Origin of the sequence: Leptospira perdikensis, from assembly GCF_004769575.1 — a bacterium.
GTDB classification, from domain to species: Bacteria; Spirochaetota; Leptospiria; order Leptospirales; family Leptospiraceae; genus Leptospira_A; species Leptospira_A perdikensis.
In genome coordinates this window covers 500,346-518,565 of sequence record NZ_RQGA01000014.1, presented here as the reverse complement: position 1 = coordinate 518,565, position 18,220 = coordinate 500,346, and the positions used below count along the sequence as shown (strand labels likewise).

Genomic DNA, 18,220 nt, shown 5'->3' with positions numbered 1-18,220 from the left:
TAGTTTTTGCGATTTTTGGGATGGCGGTATCAACCGGCAGTTTGTATACGCCACTTTTTATTCGAATAAATCTTTTAAATATCCTTCTAGGTTAATTCGAATTGGCATCAAATACAAATTCAATTCGTTTTGGGAACAATATTGAATCACTTTTTTTGCATAACCAATATTCCAGTCCATTGTCGGTTTGAAATCTTTGGGAAAATAAGCTCGATTTCTCGATTCCCAATAACTTTGGGATTTATCTGTGATGACTGGACTGATCCCAATATATACATCCATTCCTTTCAGTTTTTCGGAAAAGATATCTATAAGTCTTAAGTCAAAGAAAGGCTGAGTTAAAAATCCATCAGCACCTGCATCTTTTTTCATTTCTATATAATCAAATTCATCTTTGATACCAACTCGATATTGATCAACAGCAGCATAAACCTTCAGAGAACTAATTTCTTTTTTTAACTTTTTTATCATTTTGATCGAAGTTGTCGGATAGACTTTTTTCGACATATCGGTCGGTGGATCACCTTTGATTACTACAACAGAGGAAATCTGATTTTCAGAGAGAGATTGTATGATTTGGTCGCAATTATCAATATCAAAGTCAATGGCTCGTATATGAGGAATTACGTTTGGAAAAATAGACTTAACTTTTGCAGCTGCATTCCAACTTCGTGTTTCAAATCGCAATAAATCAGGTATATTGATTCCTGAAATTTGGCTACAGTTGTCTTTGACATAGTTTGCTTCATTTAAGATTGTCTCAAGGTCTCTTGGAACAAGTTCCAGTAATATTTTATTCATTTGGATAGGGTTTTTGTTTGATTTGAAAGGTATACGTTCTGTCCTCAGAATGAACAAGCACTTGAGAATAAAATCCTAAATCTAAAGAACGAAACTTGGAACGAAAAATAGAGGCTTCTTCATCAAAAATTTCTTTCCGACATTCAGTGATTAAGGACTTCCATTTTTCTTTGGAAACCGAATGGTATAAAAATCCGTTAGCATTTGGTGGAATATTTCTACTTTCCCAAACAATCTCTTCCTGGAAACACAAAATGCCTTGTTTTGTTTTGATTCGAAATTCCGATTTCCACTTAGGGTTTGGAACTTGAAGTGGATTTTTTGTATTATTTTCTATAAATAAAAAATAACCTTGGAACTTTTCATCTTCCTCTCTGGACAAACTTAAATAAGTAGGGTATCCGTCTACGATCTGTTTGTCGGACTGAGTTCTGTTTTGGAAACTTCCTGGATTTAAAGCTCGAAATCCAATGTAAAAAATAAGAATCACAAGAACTAAATCAATGAGGATGACAATTTGTCTCCATCTTGTTTTTTTGTTTTTATCCCCAATCTGTTTTAGGTAGTCGCGAAATTCTTCCGGCGAACGAGAGTGATATCCTTTACTCATCACACTAACTCCACAAGAGACTTTAGGATTTGGTGAGCAGAAGGATAGGGTTCTTCCAATTGTTTGGAATGGTCAAGTAATGATAAAGCTAACTGCACAGATTCTGGGATTGTTAAATCCAAACTTAAGTAACGTGCTAGGATTCCTGATAACAAATCTCCAGTTCCCATAGTCGCAAGTTTAGGATTGGGTGATTCCCAAACATAAGAAAAACCATCAGGACAAACAAGTAAACTCACAAAGGATTTGAGTAACACATAAACATTGTTTTGTGGGCAAAATTCGATTAATGTATCGTAGGCGGCCTGCACAGAGTTATGGGTTTTTCCCGTCATTCGATTCAGTTCACCGACATGGGGAGTGAGTAGAATTTGGTTTCCTCGTGGGAGTTTATTCCCGAAACTTGGGATGGCGCCTGCATCCAAAATCAGGTTTTTACCTTCGGGCAGAGTCCATCCTTCCAAATCTTTGGGGTATTTTGTGAGTCCAGGACCGACTACCAAAGTTTTTGTTTTAGCAAAAAATGGATCATTCGAAATTTCAGAGATGGACGATGTTTGGGCCATTTTAGAAAGATCTTCTTTTAAAACGAGGGAGGAAATTTTTGTAGAAGGGGAGAAAATTTTGTTAATCCCTCCACCGAGTCTAGAGAAAGCTTGTTCCGAAAGGAGGATGGCTCCTTCCATTCCTGTTTCTCCACCATAGAAAATAGCAGAACCGGCACTGTATTTATGGTCTTTGTTTTTTCTTTTGAGGGTTTGGATGGCAGATTCCGGATCTGCTTCTAAATAATACCGATTCGAAAAAGTAACATTACTTAGGTGAGTTCTGATCGGAAATCCAATGGATTCGTAGTATCTAGGAATGATGGCATCTTTTTCATAAATAAATCCTACGTTTTCCCATTTCCTTGTTCCTAGTTCTTCAATGGAATCGGCATAAACAAAAACATTTGGTTCTTCTGATTTCCCGAGTGCATAAGGATTCCAACCACTGGGACTGTCGAGTGACAACCGGTAAAAAAAGACATCGGAATCATTGATGGTTTCAATCAGCTCTGTGAGTTCTTCCGAAAGTTCGTTTTGGAATCCGGTTCCGAGAATCGCATCTACAAGTAAAACCGAGTCTTCTTTTGCCTCTTCCCATTCCTTGTAAAAATCATCAATACTTCCAATAGCACCCAGGGTTTTAGAAACCAAGGTTTCATAGAACTTTCCCGCCTCTGATTTGTTTGGTGCAGTGGAAAACGAACGAACTTTGTATCCTTCTTGGTAAAGAGTATGGGCGAGGGCATAACCATCGCCTCCGTTTCCTCCCGTTCCTGAAAGGATCCAAATCGATTCTGCGGTTTTCCATAAATCTTCATTGGCATGAAATACAGAAAGAGCCGCCATTCCCATAAGGGTTTCTTCCCTAAACCCAAGTTCTTTTATAGCAAGAGAATCAAGTGCTTTGGATTCTTTATTTGTGAAAAGAGGACTTTGTTTCATTTAAATCCAACGATAGACTTCCAAGGCCCCTGCGCGTATACGAACCGAATAAATATTATCAAAAGCATCGGTATAAGTTTCTCGCCATTGGCCACGGGGACTGGAAAAAGGAATCCTTTTGTTATTGATATGGTTTCCTTCTTTATCGTGGACTTGGAGCCTTGCTGCATTCCCACCGTCTTCTGTTTCCCAAATATAAAATTCCCCGTTGTTGCGAATGGAAAATAAAATTTCCGAAGGGTCTTGGATTTCTTTTAAAAATTCTGAACTTTTGGAATCAAAAACAAAACGAAAGATCCGTCTGAACTTAAACCTTTTGTCTTTTTTAGAATAATAACTAAACGATCCGAGAACATACTCACCTTCTGGATGGGGGAGGAGTTTGTCTAGAGTGATGTCATATTCTTTGGCATCATTACTCGCAAATACATCGAGGCCCGATTCTTTTAAGTTTCCTTTGAGTTCTCCTTCCTCAAAATAAGAAAGTCGCATTTCTTCTGCAATGCGGTGGTAGACAAATAATTTTTCGCCTTCGCCGGGTAAAATGAATTCAATGTAACGAAAGGGTTCTGAGTTTTTTCCAGAAGCCCCTAACATAAATTTCACGACACCTTTTTGTGAAATTTGTACAAGAAAAGAAGGAAGCACCGTCGTTCCTTGAGTCGAAAACGCACCACTGTACGTTTTGTATAGGTTTTCTTGGCCTTGGGGAAGTTCCATTCCCTTAGATGAAATCCTATTTTGTACAATTAGGTCTCCATCTTCGTTCATGGCCACGATTCCAATCCCACCAAATCGAAATGGGTAATGAGGAATTCCGGAAACCGATTTGAAATCAGGGTTCCCAAGAGTGGCATCAAGCCTTCCATTTCTGTCAAAAAGTTTGATTACGGCTTGTTTATTATCCGCCATTGCGCTAATATTGGAGGAGTTGGGGATGGTCAATGGAACGTTGGTGAGTACTTGGTTCACCACAACACCCTCAAAACTTTCATTTGTTTGTCCCAGTGGGATGCGGAATAGGATTTCTTCTTTTAAGTTTTCCACTCGGAAACGAAGGCAGGATACGGAAAAGATGAGGGTGAGGAAAAGATAAAGGGTTCGCATGGTGCAACATCCATTCCCTAATTTTTTATTTACAGGACAACTCGCTTTTCCTAGCTTGACAGTAGACATGTTAAATTTTAGCATGAGCTGGGTCTCTTATACGGATTCCTTTTGGAATCTTTTGGAAATGGTTTGGTATATACCGAGGAAAACATCAGAGAACTTATTTTACGTGTTCTCGCTCCACCTCTAGCGCTTTTTTCGCTCCAAGTACAGAATCGGAAAAACCACGCCCTCATTGAGATAGAACTGGATCATCTCGCAGACAAAACTGGCTCCGCTAGTTTAGAAGACTGTGAGACTGTGTCTAGGAGACTCAAAGAGGAGCTGGATTTATGGGGAGAGGAATTTGATTTCACTCTCCAAGTCTCCTCCGCGGGAGCAGAACGTGTTTTGCGTCTGCCGGAGGATTTAAGTCGTTTCCAAGGACTTTTAGTCAAACTAGAAGTGCCGCTGGAAGCAGGGAAATGGGACAAACGATTGTATCGTTTGGGACCGGTTTCGGGGGATTCAGTTGAGCTTACGCTTTACGATCGTAAAACTCGACACAAAAAGAACCAAAAATCGGTATCTATGCCCATCGCAGAAATACGAAAGGGAAATTTGTATTTAGAAATTTAAGACTATGGCGACAAAACAAGCAACGAAAGAAACTGGGCTATTCGAAGCCATCCAACAATTCTGTCAGGATAAATCTCTTGATAGAGAACTCGTACTCGGTGTCATCCGAGACTCACTTCTCGCCGCCTATCGCAAAAAAGTCGGTTTGGAAGCAGAGACAGATGACCGTTGCCAAGTAGACTTCGGTTCCGACAACAAAAACGAAATCATCATCTCTGTCCTTCGTGACGTGGTAGAAGATAAAACAACAAACCCTTTAGAGATATCTCTGGAAGAGGCAACCAAATTGGAACCTACTGCACAAGTAGGAACCCAAATGCGTGTGTTTGAAAAACCTCAAGACTTATCTCGGGTTCTTTCTAGCCAAGCCAAACAAATGGTTTTCCAACGTCTTCGTGATATGGAAAAAGAATTACTCTACCAAGAGTATAAATCCAAAGAAGGCGAGCTCACACACGGATATTTCCAACGTTGGAAAAAAGACATCATGTCCATCGACCTCGGTAAGGTAGAAGGGATCATGTTGAAAAAAGACCAAAACCCTGGGGAAAAATACCGCCAAGGGGATCGTCTCAAAGCAATCATTTCCAGAGTGGAACTAAGACCTCGCGAACCAATGCCTGTCATCACACTTTCACGTGCATCTGGTGACTTTGTCAAAAAACTCTTCGAGATGGAAATTCCCGAAGTGTACGATGGCATTGTGGAAATCCGAGATGTAGCTCGCATTCCATCTTACAGAACTAAGGTGGTAGTTACCACTAGTAAGTCTGATGTAGATCCTGTGGGAGCTTGTGTGGGGATGAAAGGGGTTCGAATCCAAGCCATCGTTCGCGAACTTGGAAACGAAAGAATCGACATCGTCCTTCACTCAGATGAACCAAGTGTATTCATTGCCAATGCGATCTCTCCTGCAAAACCAGTAGAAGTGCATGTGGATAGAAAAAGAGGAGATGCTCTTGTCATCGTTCCAGATGAATCTCTTTCTCTTGCCATCGGAATCAACGGATCCAATGTAAAATTGGTATCTCAACTTTCTGGTTTCAAAATCGATATCAAAACTGTATCCCAATACAACCAAGAACTGGCTTCTCCGGAAGCTCGTGAAAAACTGGATCGACTCTTCAATGCCCAACAAGAGGCAATGGAAGAATCGGAAGACCAATATGGTGAAAGTGCAGACGAGGATGAAGAGGATTCCGGATACACTCCGTTATCCGAAGTTCCAGGACTCACTCCAAGGATCGTTGGTCTTCTCGAAGCCGGCGGGATCAAAAATGTGGAAACCCTTCTCGAGTTCAGCCAAGAGGAACTTTCGAAAATTTCCGGAATCGGGAAAACAACAGCAGAACAAATTTTGCGTCTGCTACGTGAATCTATCGAATGGGTAGAAGAGGGTTAAGTTTTAAGGCATACTATGGAAGAGCAAAAATCGATTAAAGAAACCCTCCAGCAGGGAGCCAGTGGTGACAAAACCAAGAAAAAACTTGTCATCAAGAAAAAAGCGGCACCTGCAGATGAGAAAAAAGAATCCAGTGCGAGTCCACAAAGCGCAGAAGCGAAATCAACTTCTCCTGCTTCGGACAAAAAAAAGGATTTGAATGAACTCATTCGTGAGGAAGCCAAAAGACAGGGACTCGGTTCCGGTCCTCAAGCTCCTTCCCAAGCATCACCAATTGTGTCCCGGCCAGAAAGAAAACCGGAACCACAACCAGAACGAGAGAGACCTCCGATGGATCGTAAACCAGAATCCATCCTCTCTGGTGATACTTCTTCTCCTAACTACCGTTCTGGTGGTGGCCAAGGCGGCCAACAAGGGGGAGGAAACCAAGGTTATTTTAGAAAAGAAGATCGTAACCCGATCGTATCCCGCCCGACAAGTCCTCGTCCGCAAAGACCGGAAGGTCAAGGCGGCGGTGGATACCAAGGGAATCGTGGACCAGGCCAAGGTGGCGGTTACCAAGGGAATCGCGGACCAGGCCAAGGTGGCGGTGGATACCAAGGGAATCGCGGACCAGGCCAAGGTGGTGGCGGATACCAAGGGAATCGCGGACCAGGCCAAGGTGGTGGCGGATACCAAGGGAATCGTGGACCAGGCCAAGGTGGCGGTGGATACCAAGGGAATCGTGGACCAGGCCAAGGTGGTCCTGGTGGATATCAAGGAAACCGTGGTGCAAGACCCATTGGTCAAGGTGGCCCCGGTGCTGGAAGACCCCCTGGTGATGCTCCGTTTGGTGCTCCGGGTGGACTCCCTGGTGCGGGCGGACCTGGCGGTGCGAAAAAGAAAGTATTCGATAAAGAAAAAGGTGGAAGAGAAGAAAACGAGAACACTAAGTTCTTCAAACAATCTTTCCGCAAACAAAAAGCGCAGGCCGCAGCTCTTGCTGCTGTTCCTAAAGAAATCTCCATTTTGGAAAACATCCAAGTGGGAGAGATTGCTAAAAAACTGAATTTAAAACCTGGTGAAGTCATCAGTAAACTCATGAAAATGGGGATGATGGTTACCATTAACAATGTGATCGATGCCGAAACTGCATCCATCCTCGCTGATGATTACGGTTGTAAAGTGAAGATTGTTTCCCTTTACGATGAAACTGTGATCGAAGAAGAAAAGGATGCACCGGAAGACTATATCACTCGTCCTCCAGTTGTTACCATTATGGGTCACGTTGACCATGGTAAAACCAAACTTTTGGATACCATTCGTTCTTCACGAGTGGCAGAAGGAGAATCAGGTGGAATCACTCAGCACATTGGTGCCTACCAAGTAGAAACCAATCGTGGTAAAATTGCCTTCCTCGATACTCCTGGTCACGAAGCCTTTACTTCCATGAGAGCACGTGGTGCCTCGGTTACTGACATTGTTGTGCTTGTTGTTGCTGCTGACGATGGGGTCATGCCTCAAACGATTGAAGCCATCAACCACGCAAAAGAAGCAGAAGTACCGATCATCGTTGCAGTAAACAAAATTGATTTACCAGCAGCTAATCCAGAAAAGGTGAGACAAGAACTTTCTAACTACGGATTACAACCAGAAGAGTGGGGTGGAACTACCATCTTCTGTGAGATTTCTGCTAAAAATAATATTGGAATTGATAAACTTCTAGAGATGCTTCTCATCCAAGCAGAACTTCTGGATCACAAAGCCAATCCAAAACGAAAAGCAAAAGGAACCATTGTCGAAGCAAAACTCGATCCAGGTCGTGGTGCTGTGGCAACTGTTCTCATCCAAAACGGAACTCTTCGTGTAGGAGATGCTTTTGTTGCGGGAGTTCACGCAGGTCGTGTGCGAGCCATGTATGATGACCTTGGTCATTCCATCCGTGAAGCGGGTCCATCTTTCCCTGCCCTTGTGACAGGACTAGATGGAGTTCCAGATGCAGGAGCACCATTTGATGTGGTGATCGATGACAAAGAAGCACGTTCTATCTCTCATAGCCGTCAAGATTATGAAAGGCTTGGCCAATCGAAAAATGCGGCCACTCGTGTCACACTCGATAACATGAGTGAGATCATCAAACAAGGTGCTCTCAAAGAACTCAAAGTCATCATCAAAGCGGACGTTCGCGGATCTACAGAAGCGGTAAAAGAAGCATTAGAAAAACTTTCTACTGTGGATGTCCGTTTGAATGTAATCCATGCAGGAACGGGAGCCATCGTAGATTCCGATATCATTTTGGCATCGGCATCCAATGCAATCGTGATTGGTTTCCACACACGTGCGAATCCAAAAACGGTATCTCTCGCTGAGAAAGAAAAAGTAGAAATCAAATACTACAGCATCATCTACGATGTGGTTAACGAAGTGAAAGCTTCCATGGAAGGAATGCTTGAACCTGAAAAAGTAGAAAACGTAATCGGTAAGGTAGAAATCCGAGACGTATTCAAAATTTCTAAAGTTGGTAACATTGCAGGTTGTATGGTTAAATCTGGTAAGGTCACGAAACAAGCTTACGTTCGAGTGATCTCGAGCGAGTCTGGTGAAATCACTTGGGAAGGTAAGATCAAAAACCTCAAACGTATGAAAGACGATGTGGCAGATGTTCTCACTGGATTCGAGTGCGGTATCTTACTCGATGGTTTTAACGACTTTGTTGTGGGTGATGAAATCGAAGCATACGAGATTCGCGAGATTGCTCGTAAACTGTAAGGCGGCTTAAATGAATCCCATTCGAATGAAAAAACTCGAATCGGAGATCATTCGCCTTATCTCCACTGCGATTTTGGAAGGTAAGGTAAAGGACCCCAGAGTCTTTTTACCGAGTTTCCATCGGATTGAGATCAGTGAAGACCTTCAATATGCGAAGGTCTATTTCACGGCTCTTTGTAATAACAATGAAAGAAAAAAACTCACACAAGGACTTGTTTCTTGTGCTGGTTTTCTTTCTTCTCTTGTAGGAAAAAATCTCCACCTTCATACCAACCCAAGATTTACATTTGTCTGGGACAATAACTACATCAAAAGTTTGGAAGTGAATCGTCTGATTGATGAATCCAAACCAAAAACTTTATTCGAAGAACTCCATCCTGAAGAATCCGAAACCGAAGAAGATAGTGACGATACGGATTCAGATTCTCCATCCTAAATGAAAACAGATGGTGGTGGTTGGGAAAAAGAGTAAAAAATAGACGAAGGTAAATTTGCCTTCGAGTGATTTTACACTGACTACAATTTGCTTTGATTAGGTGATTCTATCCTATGTCTAAACCCTACCATTCTGGATATTTATTTGTCTACAAACCACCGGGAATCACAAGTTCCGATTTGGTTCTAAAAACCAAACGGATCTTAGGTCAAAAGTCAGTGGGACATACCGGAACTCTTGACCGGTTTGCGGAAGGCCTACTCATTTTGCCTTGTGGGGATTATACTGCTTTTTCCCAAGTGTTTCTCGGAAAAGATAAGTCTTACTTTGCGGAAGTGGTGGTCGGATTCAAAACCGATTCTGGGGATCCGGAAGGAGTGGTGGAAGTAGACGATAGGGAAAACTTCCTTCCCCGTTTTGTCTCCGAATTTCCAAGAGAACGATTGCTCGCGGAACTTACGCAACTCACAACACTGACTTCCCAAAAAGCACCGAAAATTTCGGCTCTGAAAGTCGGAGGGAAACGCCAGTCGGATCTAGTCCGAGAGGGACTCGTCGTAGAGGAAAAGGAAAGACCCATTTCGATCTACAAAGTAGAAGATGTTTTGCAGACAGAGTTTGGATTTTCGTTTCGGATCCATGTGAGTTCCGGAACATACATTCGCAAAATCATTTTAGACCTTTCTGAAAAATGGGGGATTCCTCTTTCTCTGGGACGGCTTGTGCGGGAATCCATTGGCGAATTCCATCTGAACGGAGTGAAAACCCTAGACCAAATTTCCCCCAAAGACTTGCGAAATTGGAAAGAAGTGTTCCCGCTTCCTGTCCGGATCGTAGACGCCCAAGAAAAAAAGGCCGTCATCCACGGGGGATACATTTGGGACAAACTCCCGACACCTGTAGAAAACGGGTTTTATATCGTGGACGCGGACGAAACCACCGTTCTTGCCTGGTGTGATTACGAAGGGAAACCGGAGCACATTCCCTACCGGTACAGAAAAGTATTTTTTGACCCTTCTGCAAAAATTATGTTTTCTAAATGAGTCCTTCTTAAAATCTGGACACTAGTATGATCACAAAAGAACAAAAACAGCAGATCATTGCTACATTCGGTAGCAAACCAAACGACACAGGTTCTGCAGAAGTACAAATCGCTCTTCTCGACTCTCGAATCAAAGACCTTACTGAGCACTTCAAAGCGAACAAGAAGGACTTTCACTCTCGCCGCGGTCTAATCGCAATGGTGAACCAGAGAAAGAGTTTGTTGGAATACCTTAAAAAGTCCAACGTAGAAAGTTATAAAAAGCTGATTGAAAAACTCGGCCTTAGGAAGTAATTCCTATGGCTACAGAGTTCACTGGTTCTTGGGGTAGAGACTCTATCACCATTGAGACCGGCAAGTGGGCAAAACAAGCGCACGGGTCGGTTGTATACAAAACCGGAAATTTGGTTCTCCTCGCCACAGTTTGTGCGGCTGACGAACCAAAAGAAGGACAAGATTTTTTCCCACTTACTTGCGAATACACAGAGAAAGCCTACTCGGTAGGTCGTTTTCCTGGTGGTTACTTCAAACGCGAAGCAAAACCAGCAGAACACGAAGTGTTACTTTCCAGAATTCTGGATCGTCCGATTCGCCCTATGTTCCCAGAAGGATACTTCTCTGAAGTACAACTTCTCGTTCAAGTTTTATCAGCAGACAAACAAGTATCTGTCCAAGGCCATGCGATTAACGCAGCTTCGGCGGCTCTTTCTGTTTCTTCCATTCCTTTCGCTGGCCCTATTGCTGGTGCTCGTATCGGTCGTATTGGTGGAGAATTTGTTCTGAACCCTACGAACGAAGAGATTACCAAATCTGATTTAGATTTGGTAGTTGCGGGAACCAAAGATGCTATCGTCATGATCGAAGGGGAAGCAAACGAAATCTCCAAAGAAGATATGATGGCGGCTTTACGTTTTGCACAAGAACAACTTAAAGTTGCTGTTGCAATGCAAGAAGAATTAGCTAAGAAAAACGGAACAGTAAAAAAGGAAGTAGTTTTAAAAGCTCCTGACAAAGAACTTCATGCAAAAATTCGTGAGTTCGCTTTTGACCGTTTGACTGCTGCTAACAAAAATGCAGACAAAGCAAAACGTAATGATGACATCAAAGCCATCAACAAAGAAACAGTAGAACATTTTAAAACTCTACTCGCTCCAGAAGACAAATCAAAAGATATCAAACATTTCCTACATGAATTAGAATATGAAGTGGTCCGCGAACTAGTGCTCGGCGAAGGAATTCGTTTTGACGGTCGTAAAACCAATGAAATTCGTCAAATTTCTTGCGAAGTGGATGTTCTTCCTGGACCTCATGGATCGGCAGTTTTCACTCGTGGACAAACCCAATCACTTGGTGTTGTGACTCTAGGAACTACTTCCGACAACCAAAGATACGAAACTTTGGAAGGTTCGAAAGAAAAGAACTTTATGTTGCACTACAATTTCCCTGCATTCTCTGTTGGGGAAGTGCGTCGTAACTCCGGCCCTGGAAGACGTGAAATTGGTCACGGAAACTTGGCGGAACGTGCGATTAAAAAGGTTCTTCCATCACAAACTGACTTTCCTTACGTGATTCGAATTGTATCTGAAATTTTAGAATCCAATGGATCTTCCTCTATGGCTTCCGTTTGTTCGGGAACCTTGGCTCTTATGGCCGGTGGAGTTCCGATTTCTGGTCCCGTTTCAGGAATTGCTATGGGTCTTTTCAGTGATGAAAAGGGTCGTTTTGCCGTTCTTTCTGACATTGCTGGAATCGAAGATCATTTTGGTGATATGGATTTCAAACTCGCAGGAACCAAAAAAGGGATCACTGCCTTCCAAATGGATCTTAAAGTCAACGGACTTGGTTTGGAAGTTTTACAAAAAGCCATTGAACAAGCAGAAGTGGGTCGTGACCACATCCTTGGCGAAATGAACAAATCCATTTCTGCTGTAAAAGGAAATTTGAGTAACAATGCACCACGCATCACTCTCAAACAAATTCCAAAAGATCGAATTGGGGAACTCATTGGTCCTGGTGGTAAAATGATCCGTGCGATCATCGAACAATCCGGTTCTGAAATTTCCGTAGATGATACTGGTAAGGTTACAATTGCTTCTCCAAGTGAAGAAGCGAAAGACAAAGCCATTGCTATGATCGATGGAATTTTTGAAGAAATCGAAGTAGGAAAAATCTACGACGGTGTGATCAAACGAATTGCTGACTTTGGTGCCTTTGTTGAAATTCTTCCAGGAAAAGAGGGCCTTTGCCACATCTCTAAACTAGATGTGAAACGAGTGCAATCGGTTCGTGATATTGTTTCTGAAGGGGACAAAATCCAAGTGAAGGTGATTTCCGTTGATAAAATGGGAAAAATCGACCTTTCCAGAAAGGATGTTCTTTTAGACAACTAAACAGTCCCCAAACGACTGTTTGGGGGGAGTGAAACCAATGGCATCCGTCATCGAATGCAAACGAACCGTTTTACCCAATGGGTTAACGGTTCTCTTCCAACCTATGAAACACGCATCCTCTATGGGGGTGGGTGTTTTTCTGAAACAGGGCAGTCTTGCCGAAACTAATTCGGAACACGGATACTTTCACTTTTTAGAGCATATGCTCTTTAAAGATACGGTAACACGAACCAGTAAAGAAATCGCTGAATCTATTGAACGAGTGGGTGGGATTTTGAATGGTTCCACTGGTCGTGAATACACTCAGTATTATGTAGTGGCGATCAAAGACCAAGCCGAACTTGCTTTTGATATTCTTTCCGATATGTTATTTCGTCCTCTTTTTCGTAAAGAAGACATCTCAATTGAAAAGGGTGTCATTATGGAAGAGATGCGTTCTTATGAAGATGCACCCGATGATTTTGTTTATGACTATTATTTTCGTAATATATTTGGTAAGTCACCTTATGGCCGTGATATCATTGGAACAAAAAAGTCTGTTACAGGTGTAACGGAAAAATCCATCAGAACTTTTTTTGAAAAACATTATTTCCCTAAAAATATGGTGATTTCTGTTTCTGGAAATTTCACTTGGGAAAAAATTTTAGATCTAACCAATAAATATTTTTCTTTTGAAAATCCTAAGGGCAAAAATCCCACGGAACTCATCATTCCTGCACCTAAAAAAAGTTATTCGAAGCATTTGGAACGCCGTAAGATTGAACAGTTCCATATTATGCTTGGTGTGAATGGAAACAAAAGGGATTACAGAACGGTGACTGTGACCCAACTTATCTCGACAATTCTTGGCGGCGGAATGGCTTCGCGGCTTTTCCAAAACATCCGAGAGAAAGAAGGGTTATGTTATAGCATTTATAGTTTTCCTTCTTATTACAAAACCACAGGGCTTTTTTCCATTTCCTCTGCCACTTCCAAAGAAAAGGCAGCACGATGTGTGGAACTCATCCTAAAAGAATTGGAAAGTATTTCGAAAAATGGTTTTTCTAAAACAGAACTAGCTGATGCAAAATCCAACCAAATGGGTTCCATTGCCATTGGGTATGAACTTCCTGAAAACCGAATGAATAATATCGGCCTCCAAGAAATCTATTACGGTAAGTACTTTTCTTTGGAAGATCGAATGAAATCCATCAAATCAGTGACCTTGGATGAAATTAACGAAACAGCTAAACAACTGTTTGATTTAAAGAAAGTCCATTTGTCTTGTGTGGGAGATATGTCAGAAAGTCAATTCTCCAAAATCCCCGTCCAGTTTGGTGTTTGATAGACCAAAAGCCGCATAGAATCTGTTTTTAAGGACTAAAATGAACCAACCGAATTTACACGTTCAAATTTTAAGAGAGGGAGCCGTTCTCCCCGAATACAAAACCTCTGGTTCGGCGGGGATGGATTTGTCTGTTTGCCTCACAGAAAACCTCATCCTGCCGAATGGCAAAGTCGTGTTTGTTCCCACAGGTCTTGCGATGGCAATTCCCGAAGGGTATGAGGGTCAAATTCGACCAAGAAGCGGATTTTCCACGAAGAATTCCATCATCATGCCAAATACCCCAGGCACCATCGACTCGGATTACCGGGGAGAGATTCTCATCCCACTCCTAAACTTAAGTGGGGCGGACTTTGTTTTGGAGCCAGGAACAAGGGTGGCCCAAATTGTTTTCCAAGCGGTAGCGAAACTTCCTGTCCGGGTTCTAGCAGAACTTTCGAGCACCGAAAGGGGATCCGGCGGATTTGGGAGCACTGGAAAATAAGACATAATTAGAAAAAAAGACACTTAGCTTTTTTCGGGCTTTACCGATAGAAAGCTGTAGAGGTGCCTTTTTATGATGCGATCCCTTTGGACCGGTGCTACCGGGATGATTGCCCAACAATTCCATATTGATACGGTTGCCAATAACCTTGCGAACGTAAACACCACTGGTTTCAAAAAGAACCGTGTGGACTTTGAAGATTTAGTTTACCAACACCAAGTGCTTGCGGGAACTCCAGCCACCTCAGTTTCCGAAATTCCTACCGGTGTGAATGTGGGTCATGGTGTGAAAGTGGCCGCCACACAGAAGTTATTTGAAATTGGTTCTTTTCAAGCCACAGGAAACAAACTAGATCTGGCCCTCACAGGTGAGATGGCATTTTTCAAAATCCAGATGCCAGACGGAACTTTCTCCTACTCAAGAGACGGATCCTATAAAATTGATTCCAACCAACAAGTGGTTACCTCTAACGGATACTTACTCGAACCACCCATCATCTTACCCGAAAATGCCATCCTCAATACTTTAATGGTTTCCGAAGAGGGAGAAGTGACGGTAAAAATCGGAAACGATATCCGTCCTACAACCATCGGCCAATTGGAGCTTTACCGATTTGTGAACCCGGCCGGTCTCCAAGCCGTTGGTAAAAACTTATTTCGAGAAACAGTCGCATCCGGTCCTGAAATTCCAGGCATGCCTTCACAAGAAGGATACGGAAGTGTCCTACAAGGGTTTTTAGAAATGAGTAACGTTAAAATCGTAGAAGAGATGGTGAATATGATTGTGGCACAAAGGGCTTACGAATCAAATTCGAAAACCATCCAAACATCGGATAACATGCTTTCTACGGCGATCGGTTTAAAACGTTAATGAAAGTTTGGTTCCTATTCTTTTTTAGTTTGGTTCTTTCTTTGCCTGTTTTGGCAAAGGAAAAAGATTTTCGGCTCTACCTAAAACCCAAAACCATTGTGGGCGCAGGGGAAGTTCGTCTATCTGATTTTACCAACTGGAAAGGAAATTGGAACCCTATTGTTTTTCAGAATTTACAATCACCAAAAATTCTAACACCGGAATCCTTAGTGGATGTTTTGAATTCGATTCATACAAAAGAAACGGGCGAGTCTGTATCATTTGAAGTGATGGGTAACCTTGGGATTTTACTCCCTAAAACCACTTCTGTTCCTAAAAAAGATCTAGAACGTTCTCTTTGGCAAAACTTGAAAGAATCCGTAGAACAAACAATCGGTGAAGATGGAGAATCCTTCCGATTGAGTTCTGAAAAAGATTCTCTACAAGTTATCTCTGGAACCAAACTTGTTTGGAGAAATACGGGTCGCACCCTTCATGGAGGAAAAAGGCTTTTTCCTTTGGATTATTATTATGAAGGAAAAATGGTTCATTCGGAATCGGTTCCCTTTCTGATTGAAGAAAAGAAAAAAGCCTATTTTACGAAAAGAGAAATTCCCGCAAAAACAGTGTTAACTGAGGAAGACGTAGAAATCCGCACTTTTTTCACAGCAGACCATAACCGTGAGTATGTGGAAGAAAGTCCTGTCGGAAAAACGGCACTTGGGGCGCTCGCGAGCGATATGACAATTGAAAAAAAACAAGTCCGAACCCTTCACACCATTGAAAGGGGACAAGAAGTACAACTTGTTTACACCACGGGTAATCTCTTATTAAAAATTAAAACAAGAGCTCTGGCATCGGGAAATCGTGGAGATGAGATATCTGTCCTCAACTTAGCTTCTCAAAAAATCATCAAGGCCCGTGTTCAAGACGAAGGGATCTGCCTTCTCGAAGAGATTTGAAATATTTATGAAACCAAATAGGCATTTAGATTCAAAATTAATTCCGCATTCGAATTTAGATCGGAAGGCAGAATTCAAAACAAATTTTCAGGTTCGATCTTCTATCGGAAGAAGTATCCTGATATTTTTATTCGAATTTCTTTTCATCGGCATTTTAACTTTCACAGGGCTAACCGTATTTGCAGCGGATTCTCTTTGGAAAGACAAAGACCCTTACTCTTATCCTAAAACCATCCAACCAGGAACTGTGGTAAAGGTCGTTTTAAAAAATGGACTTCGTGTGGAGTATGAGTCCGAATACAAAGCTACTTTTGATAATGATATCAAAACCGTTCCTGATAAAAAGTTAGTCCCTGATCTTCCAACTTATAACTCGAATTCCACATATATGAGATCCAAAGTAGGAAAATCCAAATCCCAAGGAAAAGTTGTGGGAGTGATGGCAGTCCTTGTCACTGGCATTGATCCAGGAACCGGGAATTTGGAGCTGGAAGGAAGTAAGGTATTTAATTTATCGGAAGAAAGAATTAACCTTCGTTTGTCGGGAACCATTTCTCCGGAAGATTTAGACAAAAATCGTTTTATTTCAAGTGATCTGATTGCAAACCTAAGAGTGGAATACCAAGGAACTCTAAATCCAAAAGAACTCACAAATCCCAATATTCAAATGAAACGGATCACAAACCCCGACGGAACGGTAACCGAAAAAGCGGAACTGTCGGAACCAGAAAAACAAGAAATCATTTTAAAGAATATCAAACGACTCTTAGGTGAAAGTGAGTAAGTGGCAATGACTGTTTTGAATCGAAATGTATCTAACCTAGAGTTCGCCAAAAAAGATTTTCAATTTTTTGGAAATCCATTTGTTGCTGTTATTGTTTTCCTTTTTGCGACTCTCCCTAGTTTTGCGGTTGAAACAAGACTAAAAGATTTGGTGCGGATTGACGCCGTTCGTGAAAACCAACTCACAGGATTTGGTCTTGTGGTAGGTCTTAACGGAACAGGAGATACAAAAAATCCACTCACCGAAGAAGCCTTACAGAATTATTTGGCCGGTCTTGGTGTGAATACTAAAAAGAACTTAAGAGATGCTAAAAATACTGCGTCTGTTCTCATCACTGCCAATGTTCCGGTAAATCTTAAAGAAGGGGATAAAATAGATGTCTTAGTTTCTTCCCTCGGTGATGCACGTTCTCTTGAAGGAGGAGTTCTTTTACAATCTCCTTTAAAAGCCGGGAATGGGGAAATCATTGCCGTTGCTTCCGGCGTACTCGCGTTTGGTGGAAAAGAGAAAAAACGAGGAGGGGCTGATAAAAAATCAGGATCCAATACGGCTCTTGTTCCTATGGGTGCGATTTTAGAAAAATCGGTTCCTAATGCTCCTGTGACTAAATCAGTCAAACTCACACTTCTAGAAAAAGATTATACAACGATGGGTGCGATTGTGGATGCCATTACTGCCGAACTTGCGGTGGTTCCAGAAGTGGTTTCTCCGACCGAAGTCCTTGTTCCCCTGCCATTAAAAACCTCAGGTCAAAATCCCAGTGGGGAAATGGCAGCCGGAGAGCCCAAACTCGATTTGGCCTTCCTTGCGAAATTAGAAAACCTAACTGTGAATTCTTCACCCGTGGCTCGTGTGGTGATCAACGAAAGGACGGGGACCATTGTGATGGGTGCTAATATTGCCATCGATGAAGTGGCCATTTCCCAACAAGGACTCACCATCCAAATTGCGAACCGAGACAAGTCTCGATATTTTTTCCCCATCCAAGATGAGGGAAAGGGTGAATCCGTTTTTGTTTTAAAAGAAACCACGCAAGTTTCGGATGTGGTGGGTGCTTTGAATAAAGTCGGAGCTTCGACTCGGGATATTATCTCGATTTTAGAGGCCTTAAAAAAACAAGGGGCCTTAAAAGCAGAACTTGTGATTCAGTAATTTGGGAATCTGCCGATA

The 18,220-nt window shown here is 42.1% G+C and carries 17 protein-coding genes; 13 read left to right on the top strand and 4 right to left on the bottom strand.

The genetic code is table 11. The features are described 5' to 3' along the window. Positions 1 to 57: 57 nt before the first annotated feature. Genes EHQ49_RS15235 through EHQ49_RS15220 form a run of 4 tightly spaced genes read right to left on the bottom strand, consistent with a single transcriptional unit; the run spans position 58 to position 4,008 of the window. The gene (locus EHQ49_RS15235; protein WP_135580493.1) at positions 58 to 801 is read right to left on the bottom strand and encodes a methylenetetrahydrofolate reductase; all 744 of its coding nucleotides are present in this window, start codon (positions 799 to 801) and stop codon (positions 58 to 60) included. Then, positions 794 to 1,411: a hypothetical protein gene (locus EHQ49_RS15230; RefSeq protein WP_135580492.1), complete on the bottom strand. Its 618-nt coding sequence runs from the start codon at positions 1,409 to 1,411 to the stop codon at positions 794 to 796. Before EHQ49_RS15230 ends, EHQ49_RS15235 begins: the two co-directional genes overlap by 8 nt. Further along, on the bottom strand, positions 1,411 to 2,901 hold the full coding sequence (locus tag EHQ49_RS15225) for an NAD(P)H-hydrate epimerase (protein ID WP_135580491.1): 1,491 nt from the start codon (positions 2,899 to 2,901) through the stop codon (positions 1,411 to 1,413). The genes EHQ49_RS15230 and EHQ49_RS15225 overlap by 1 nt, the downstream gene beginning before the upstream one ends. Next, positions 2,902 to 4,008 (bottom strand): LIC_12708 family protein, encoded by a 1,107-nt coding sequence (locus EHQ49_RS15220; RefSeq protein WP_135580490.1) that lies wholly within the window; start codon positions 4,006 to 4,008, stop codon positions 2,902 to 2,904. A 111-nt stretch (positions 4,009 to 4,119) separates the two neighbouring features. On the opposite strand from EHQ49_RS15220, the gene rimP reads away from it, so the two are divergent. From rimP to EHQ49_RS15155, 13 genes are all read left to right on the top strand, one after another. Continuing rightward, entirely contained in the window at positions 4,120 to 4,629 is a 510-nt protein-coding gene (gene rimP, locus EHQ49_RS15215) for a ribosome maturation factor RimP (protein WP_135580489.1), read from the top strand. Positions 4,630 to 4,633: 4 nt separating this feature from the next. Next, on the top strand, positions 4,634 to 6,031 hold the full coding sequence (gene nusA / locus EHQ49_RS15210) for a transcription termination factor NusA (protein WP_135580488.1): 1,398 nt from the start codon (positions 4,634 to 4,636) through the stop codon (positions 6,029 to 6,031). 15 nt (positions 6,032 to 6,046) lie between these two features. Then, positions 6,047 to 8,779, top strand: a complete 2,733-nt coding sequence (gene infB / locus EHQ49_RS15205; RefSeq protein ID WP_135580487.1) for a translation initiation factor IF-2 — start codon at positions 6,047 to 6,049, stop codon at positions 8,777 to 8,779. Positions 8,780 to 8,789: 10 nt separating this feature from the next. After that, complete coding sequence (gene rbfA, locus EHQ49_RS15200; RefSeq protein WP_135580486.1) at positions 8,790 to 9,215, top strand: 30S ribosome-binding factor RbfA; 426 nt, start codon at positions 8,790 to 8,792, stop codon at positions 9,213 to 9,215. A gap of 113 nt (positions 9,216 to 9,328) precedes the next feature. Continuing rightward, positions 9,329 to 10,258, top strand: a complete 930-nt coding sequence (gene truB, locus EHQ49_RS15195) for a tRNA pseudouridine(55) synthase TruB (protein WP_135580485.1) — start codon at positions 9,329 to 9,331, stop codon at positions 10,256 to 10,258. Positions 10,259 to 10,284: 26 nt separating this feature from the next. Next, positions 10,285 to 10,551: a 30S ribosomal protein S15 gene (gene rpsO / locus EHQ49_RS15190; protein WP_100742754.1), complete on the top strand. Its 267-nt coding sequence runs from the start codon at positions 10,285 to 10,287 to the stop codon at positions 10,549 to 10,551. Between the two features lie 5 nt (positions 10,552 to 10,556). Beyond that, positions 10,557 to 12,647: a polyribonucleotide nucleotidyltransferase gene (pnp, locus tag EHQ49_RS15185; RefSeq protein WP_135580484.1), complete on the top strand. Its 2,091-nt coding sequence runs from the start codon at positions 10,557 to 10,559 to the stop codon at positions 12,645 to 12,647. 37 nt (positions 12,648 to 12,684) lie between these two features. After that, positions 12,685 to 13,971: a M16 family metallopeptidase gene (locus tag EHQ49_RS15180; protein WP_135580483.1), complete on the top strand. Its 1,287-nt coding sequence runs from the start codon at positions 12,685 to 12,687 to the stop codon at positions 13,969 to 13,971. Positions 13,972 to 14,011: 40 nt separating this feature from the next. Beyond that, positions 14,012 to 14,455, top strand: coding sequence for a dUTP diphosphatase (gene dut / locus EHQ49_RS15175; protein WP_135580482.1), 444 nt, complete (start codon positions 14,012 to 14,014; stop codon positions 14,453 to 14,455). A 72-nt stretch (positions 14,456 to 14,527) separates the two neighbouring features. Further along, positions 14,528 to 15,325: a flagellar basal-body rod protein FlgG gene (gene flgG, locus EHQ49_RS15170; RefSeq protein WP_004788667.1), complete on the top strand. Its 798-nt coding sequence runs from the start codon at positions 14,528 to 14,530 to the stop codon at positions 15,323 to 15,325. Beyond that, positions 15,325 to 16,266: a flagellar basal body P-ring formation chaperone FlgA gene (gene flgA / locus EHQ49_RS15165; protein ID WP_135580481.1), complete on the top strand. Its 942-nt coding sequence runs from the start codon at positions 15,325 to 15,327 to the stop codon at positions 16,264 to 16,266. Before flgG ends, flgA begins: the two co-directional genes overlap by 1 nt. 7 nt (positions 16,267 to 16,273) lie before the next feature. Further along, positions 16,274 to 17,050: a flagellar basal body L-ring protein FlgH gene (locus EHQ49_RS15160; protein WP_135580480.1), complete on the top strand. Its 777-nt coding sequence runs from the start codon at positions 16,274 to 16,276 to the stop codon at positions 17,048 to 17,050. Beyond that, a complete protein-coding gene (locus tag EHQ49_RS15155; protein WP_135580479.1) occupies positions 17,051 to 18,202 on the top strand; it encodes a flagellar basal body P-ring protein FlgI in 1,152 nt (383 codons plus the stop codon). The last annotated feature ends 18 nt before the right edge of the window (positions 18,203 to 18,220 follow it).

Coding starts and splice junctions, on each gene's coding strand:
- EHQ49_RS15235 (WP_135580493.1), bottom strand. CDS start 801: ATGAATAAAATATTACTGGAACTTGTTCCAAGAGACCTTGAGACAATC.
- EHQ49_RS15230 (WP_135580492.1), bottom strand. CDS start 1,411: ATGAGTAAAGGATATCACTCTCGTTCGCCGGAAGAATTTCGCGACTAC.
- EHQ49_RS15225 (WP_135580491.1), bottom strand. CDS start 2,901: ATGAAACAAAGTCCTCTTTTCACAAATAAAGAATCCAAAGCACTTGAT.
- EHQ49_RS15220 (WP_135580490.1), bottom strand. CDS start 4,008: ATGCGAACCCTTTATCTTTTCCTCACCCTCATCTTTTCCGTATCCTGC.
- nusA (WP_135580488.1), top strand. CDS start 4,634: ATGGCGACAAAACAAGCAACGAAAGAAACTGGGCTATTCGAAGCCATC.
- infB (WP_135580487.1), top strand. CDS start 6,047: ATGGAAGAGCAAAAATCGATTAAAGAAACCCTCCAGCAGGGAGCCAGT.
- rbfA (WP_135580486.1), top strand. CDS start 8,790: ATGAATCCCATTCGAATGAAAAAACTCGAATCGGAGATCATTCGCCTT.
- truB (WP_135580485.1), top strand. CDS start 9,329: ATGTCTAAACCCTACCATTCTGGATATTTATTTGTCTACAAACCACCG.
- rpsO (WP_100742754.1), top strand. CDS start 10,285: ATGATCACAAAAGAACAAAAACAGCAGATCATTGCTACATTCGGTAGC.
- pnp (WP_135580484.1), top strand. CDS start 10,557: ATGGCTACAGAGTTCACTGGTTCTTGGGGTAGAGACTCTATCACCATT.
- EHQ49_RS15180 (WP_135580483.1), top strand. CDS start 12,685: ATGGCATCCGTCATCGAATGCAAACGAACCGTTTTACCCAATGGGTTA.
- dut (WP_135580482.1), top strand. CDS start 14,012: ATGAACCAACCGAATTTACACGTTCAAATTTTAAGAGAGGGAGCCGTT.
- flgG (WP_004788667.1), top strand. CDS start 14,528: ATGATGCGATCCCTTTGGACCGGTGCTACCGGGATGATTGCCCAACAA.
- flgA (WP_135580481.1), top strand. CDS start 15,325: ATGAAAGTTTGGTTCCTATTCTTTTTTAGTTTGGTTCTTTCTTTGCCT.
- EHQ49_RS15160 (WP_135580480.1), top strand. CDS start 16,274: ATGAAACCAAATAGGCATTTAGATTCAAAATTAATTCCGCATTCGAAT.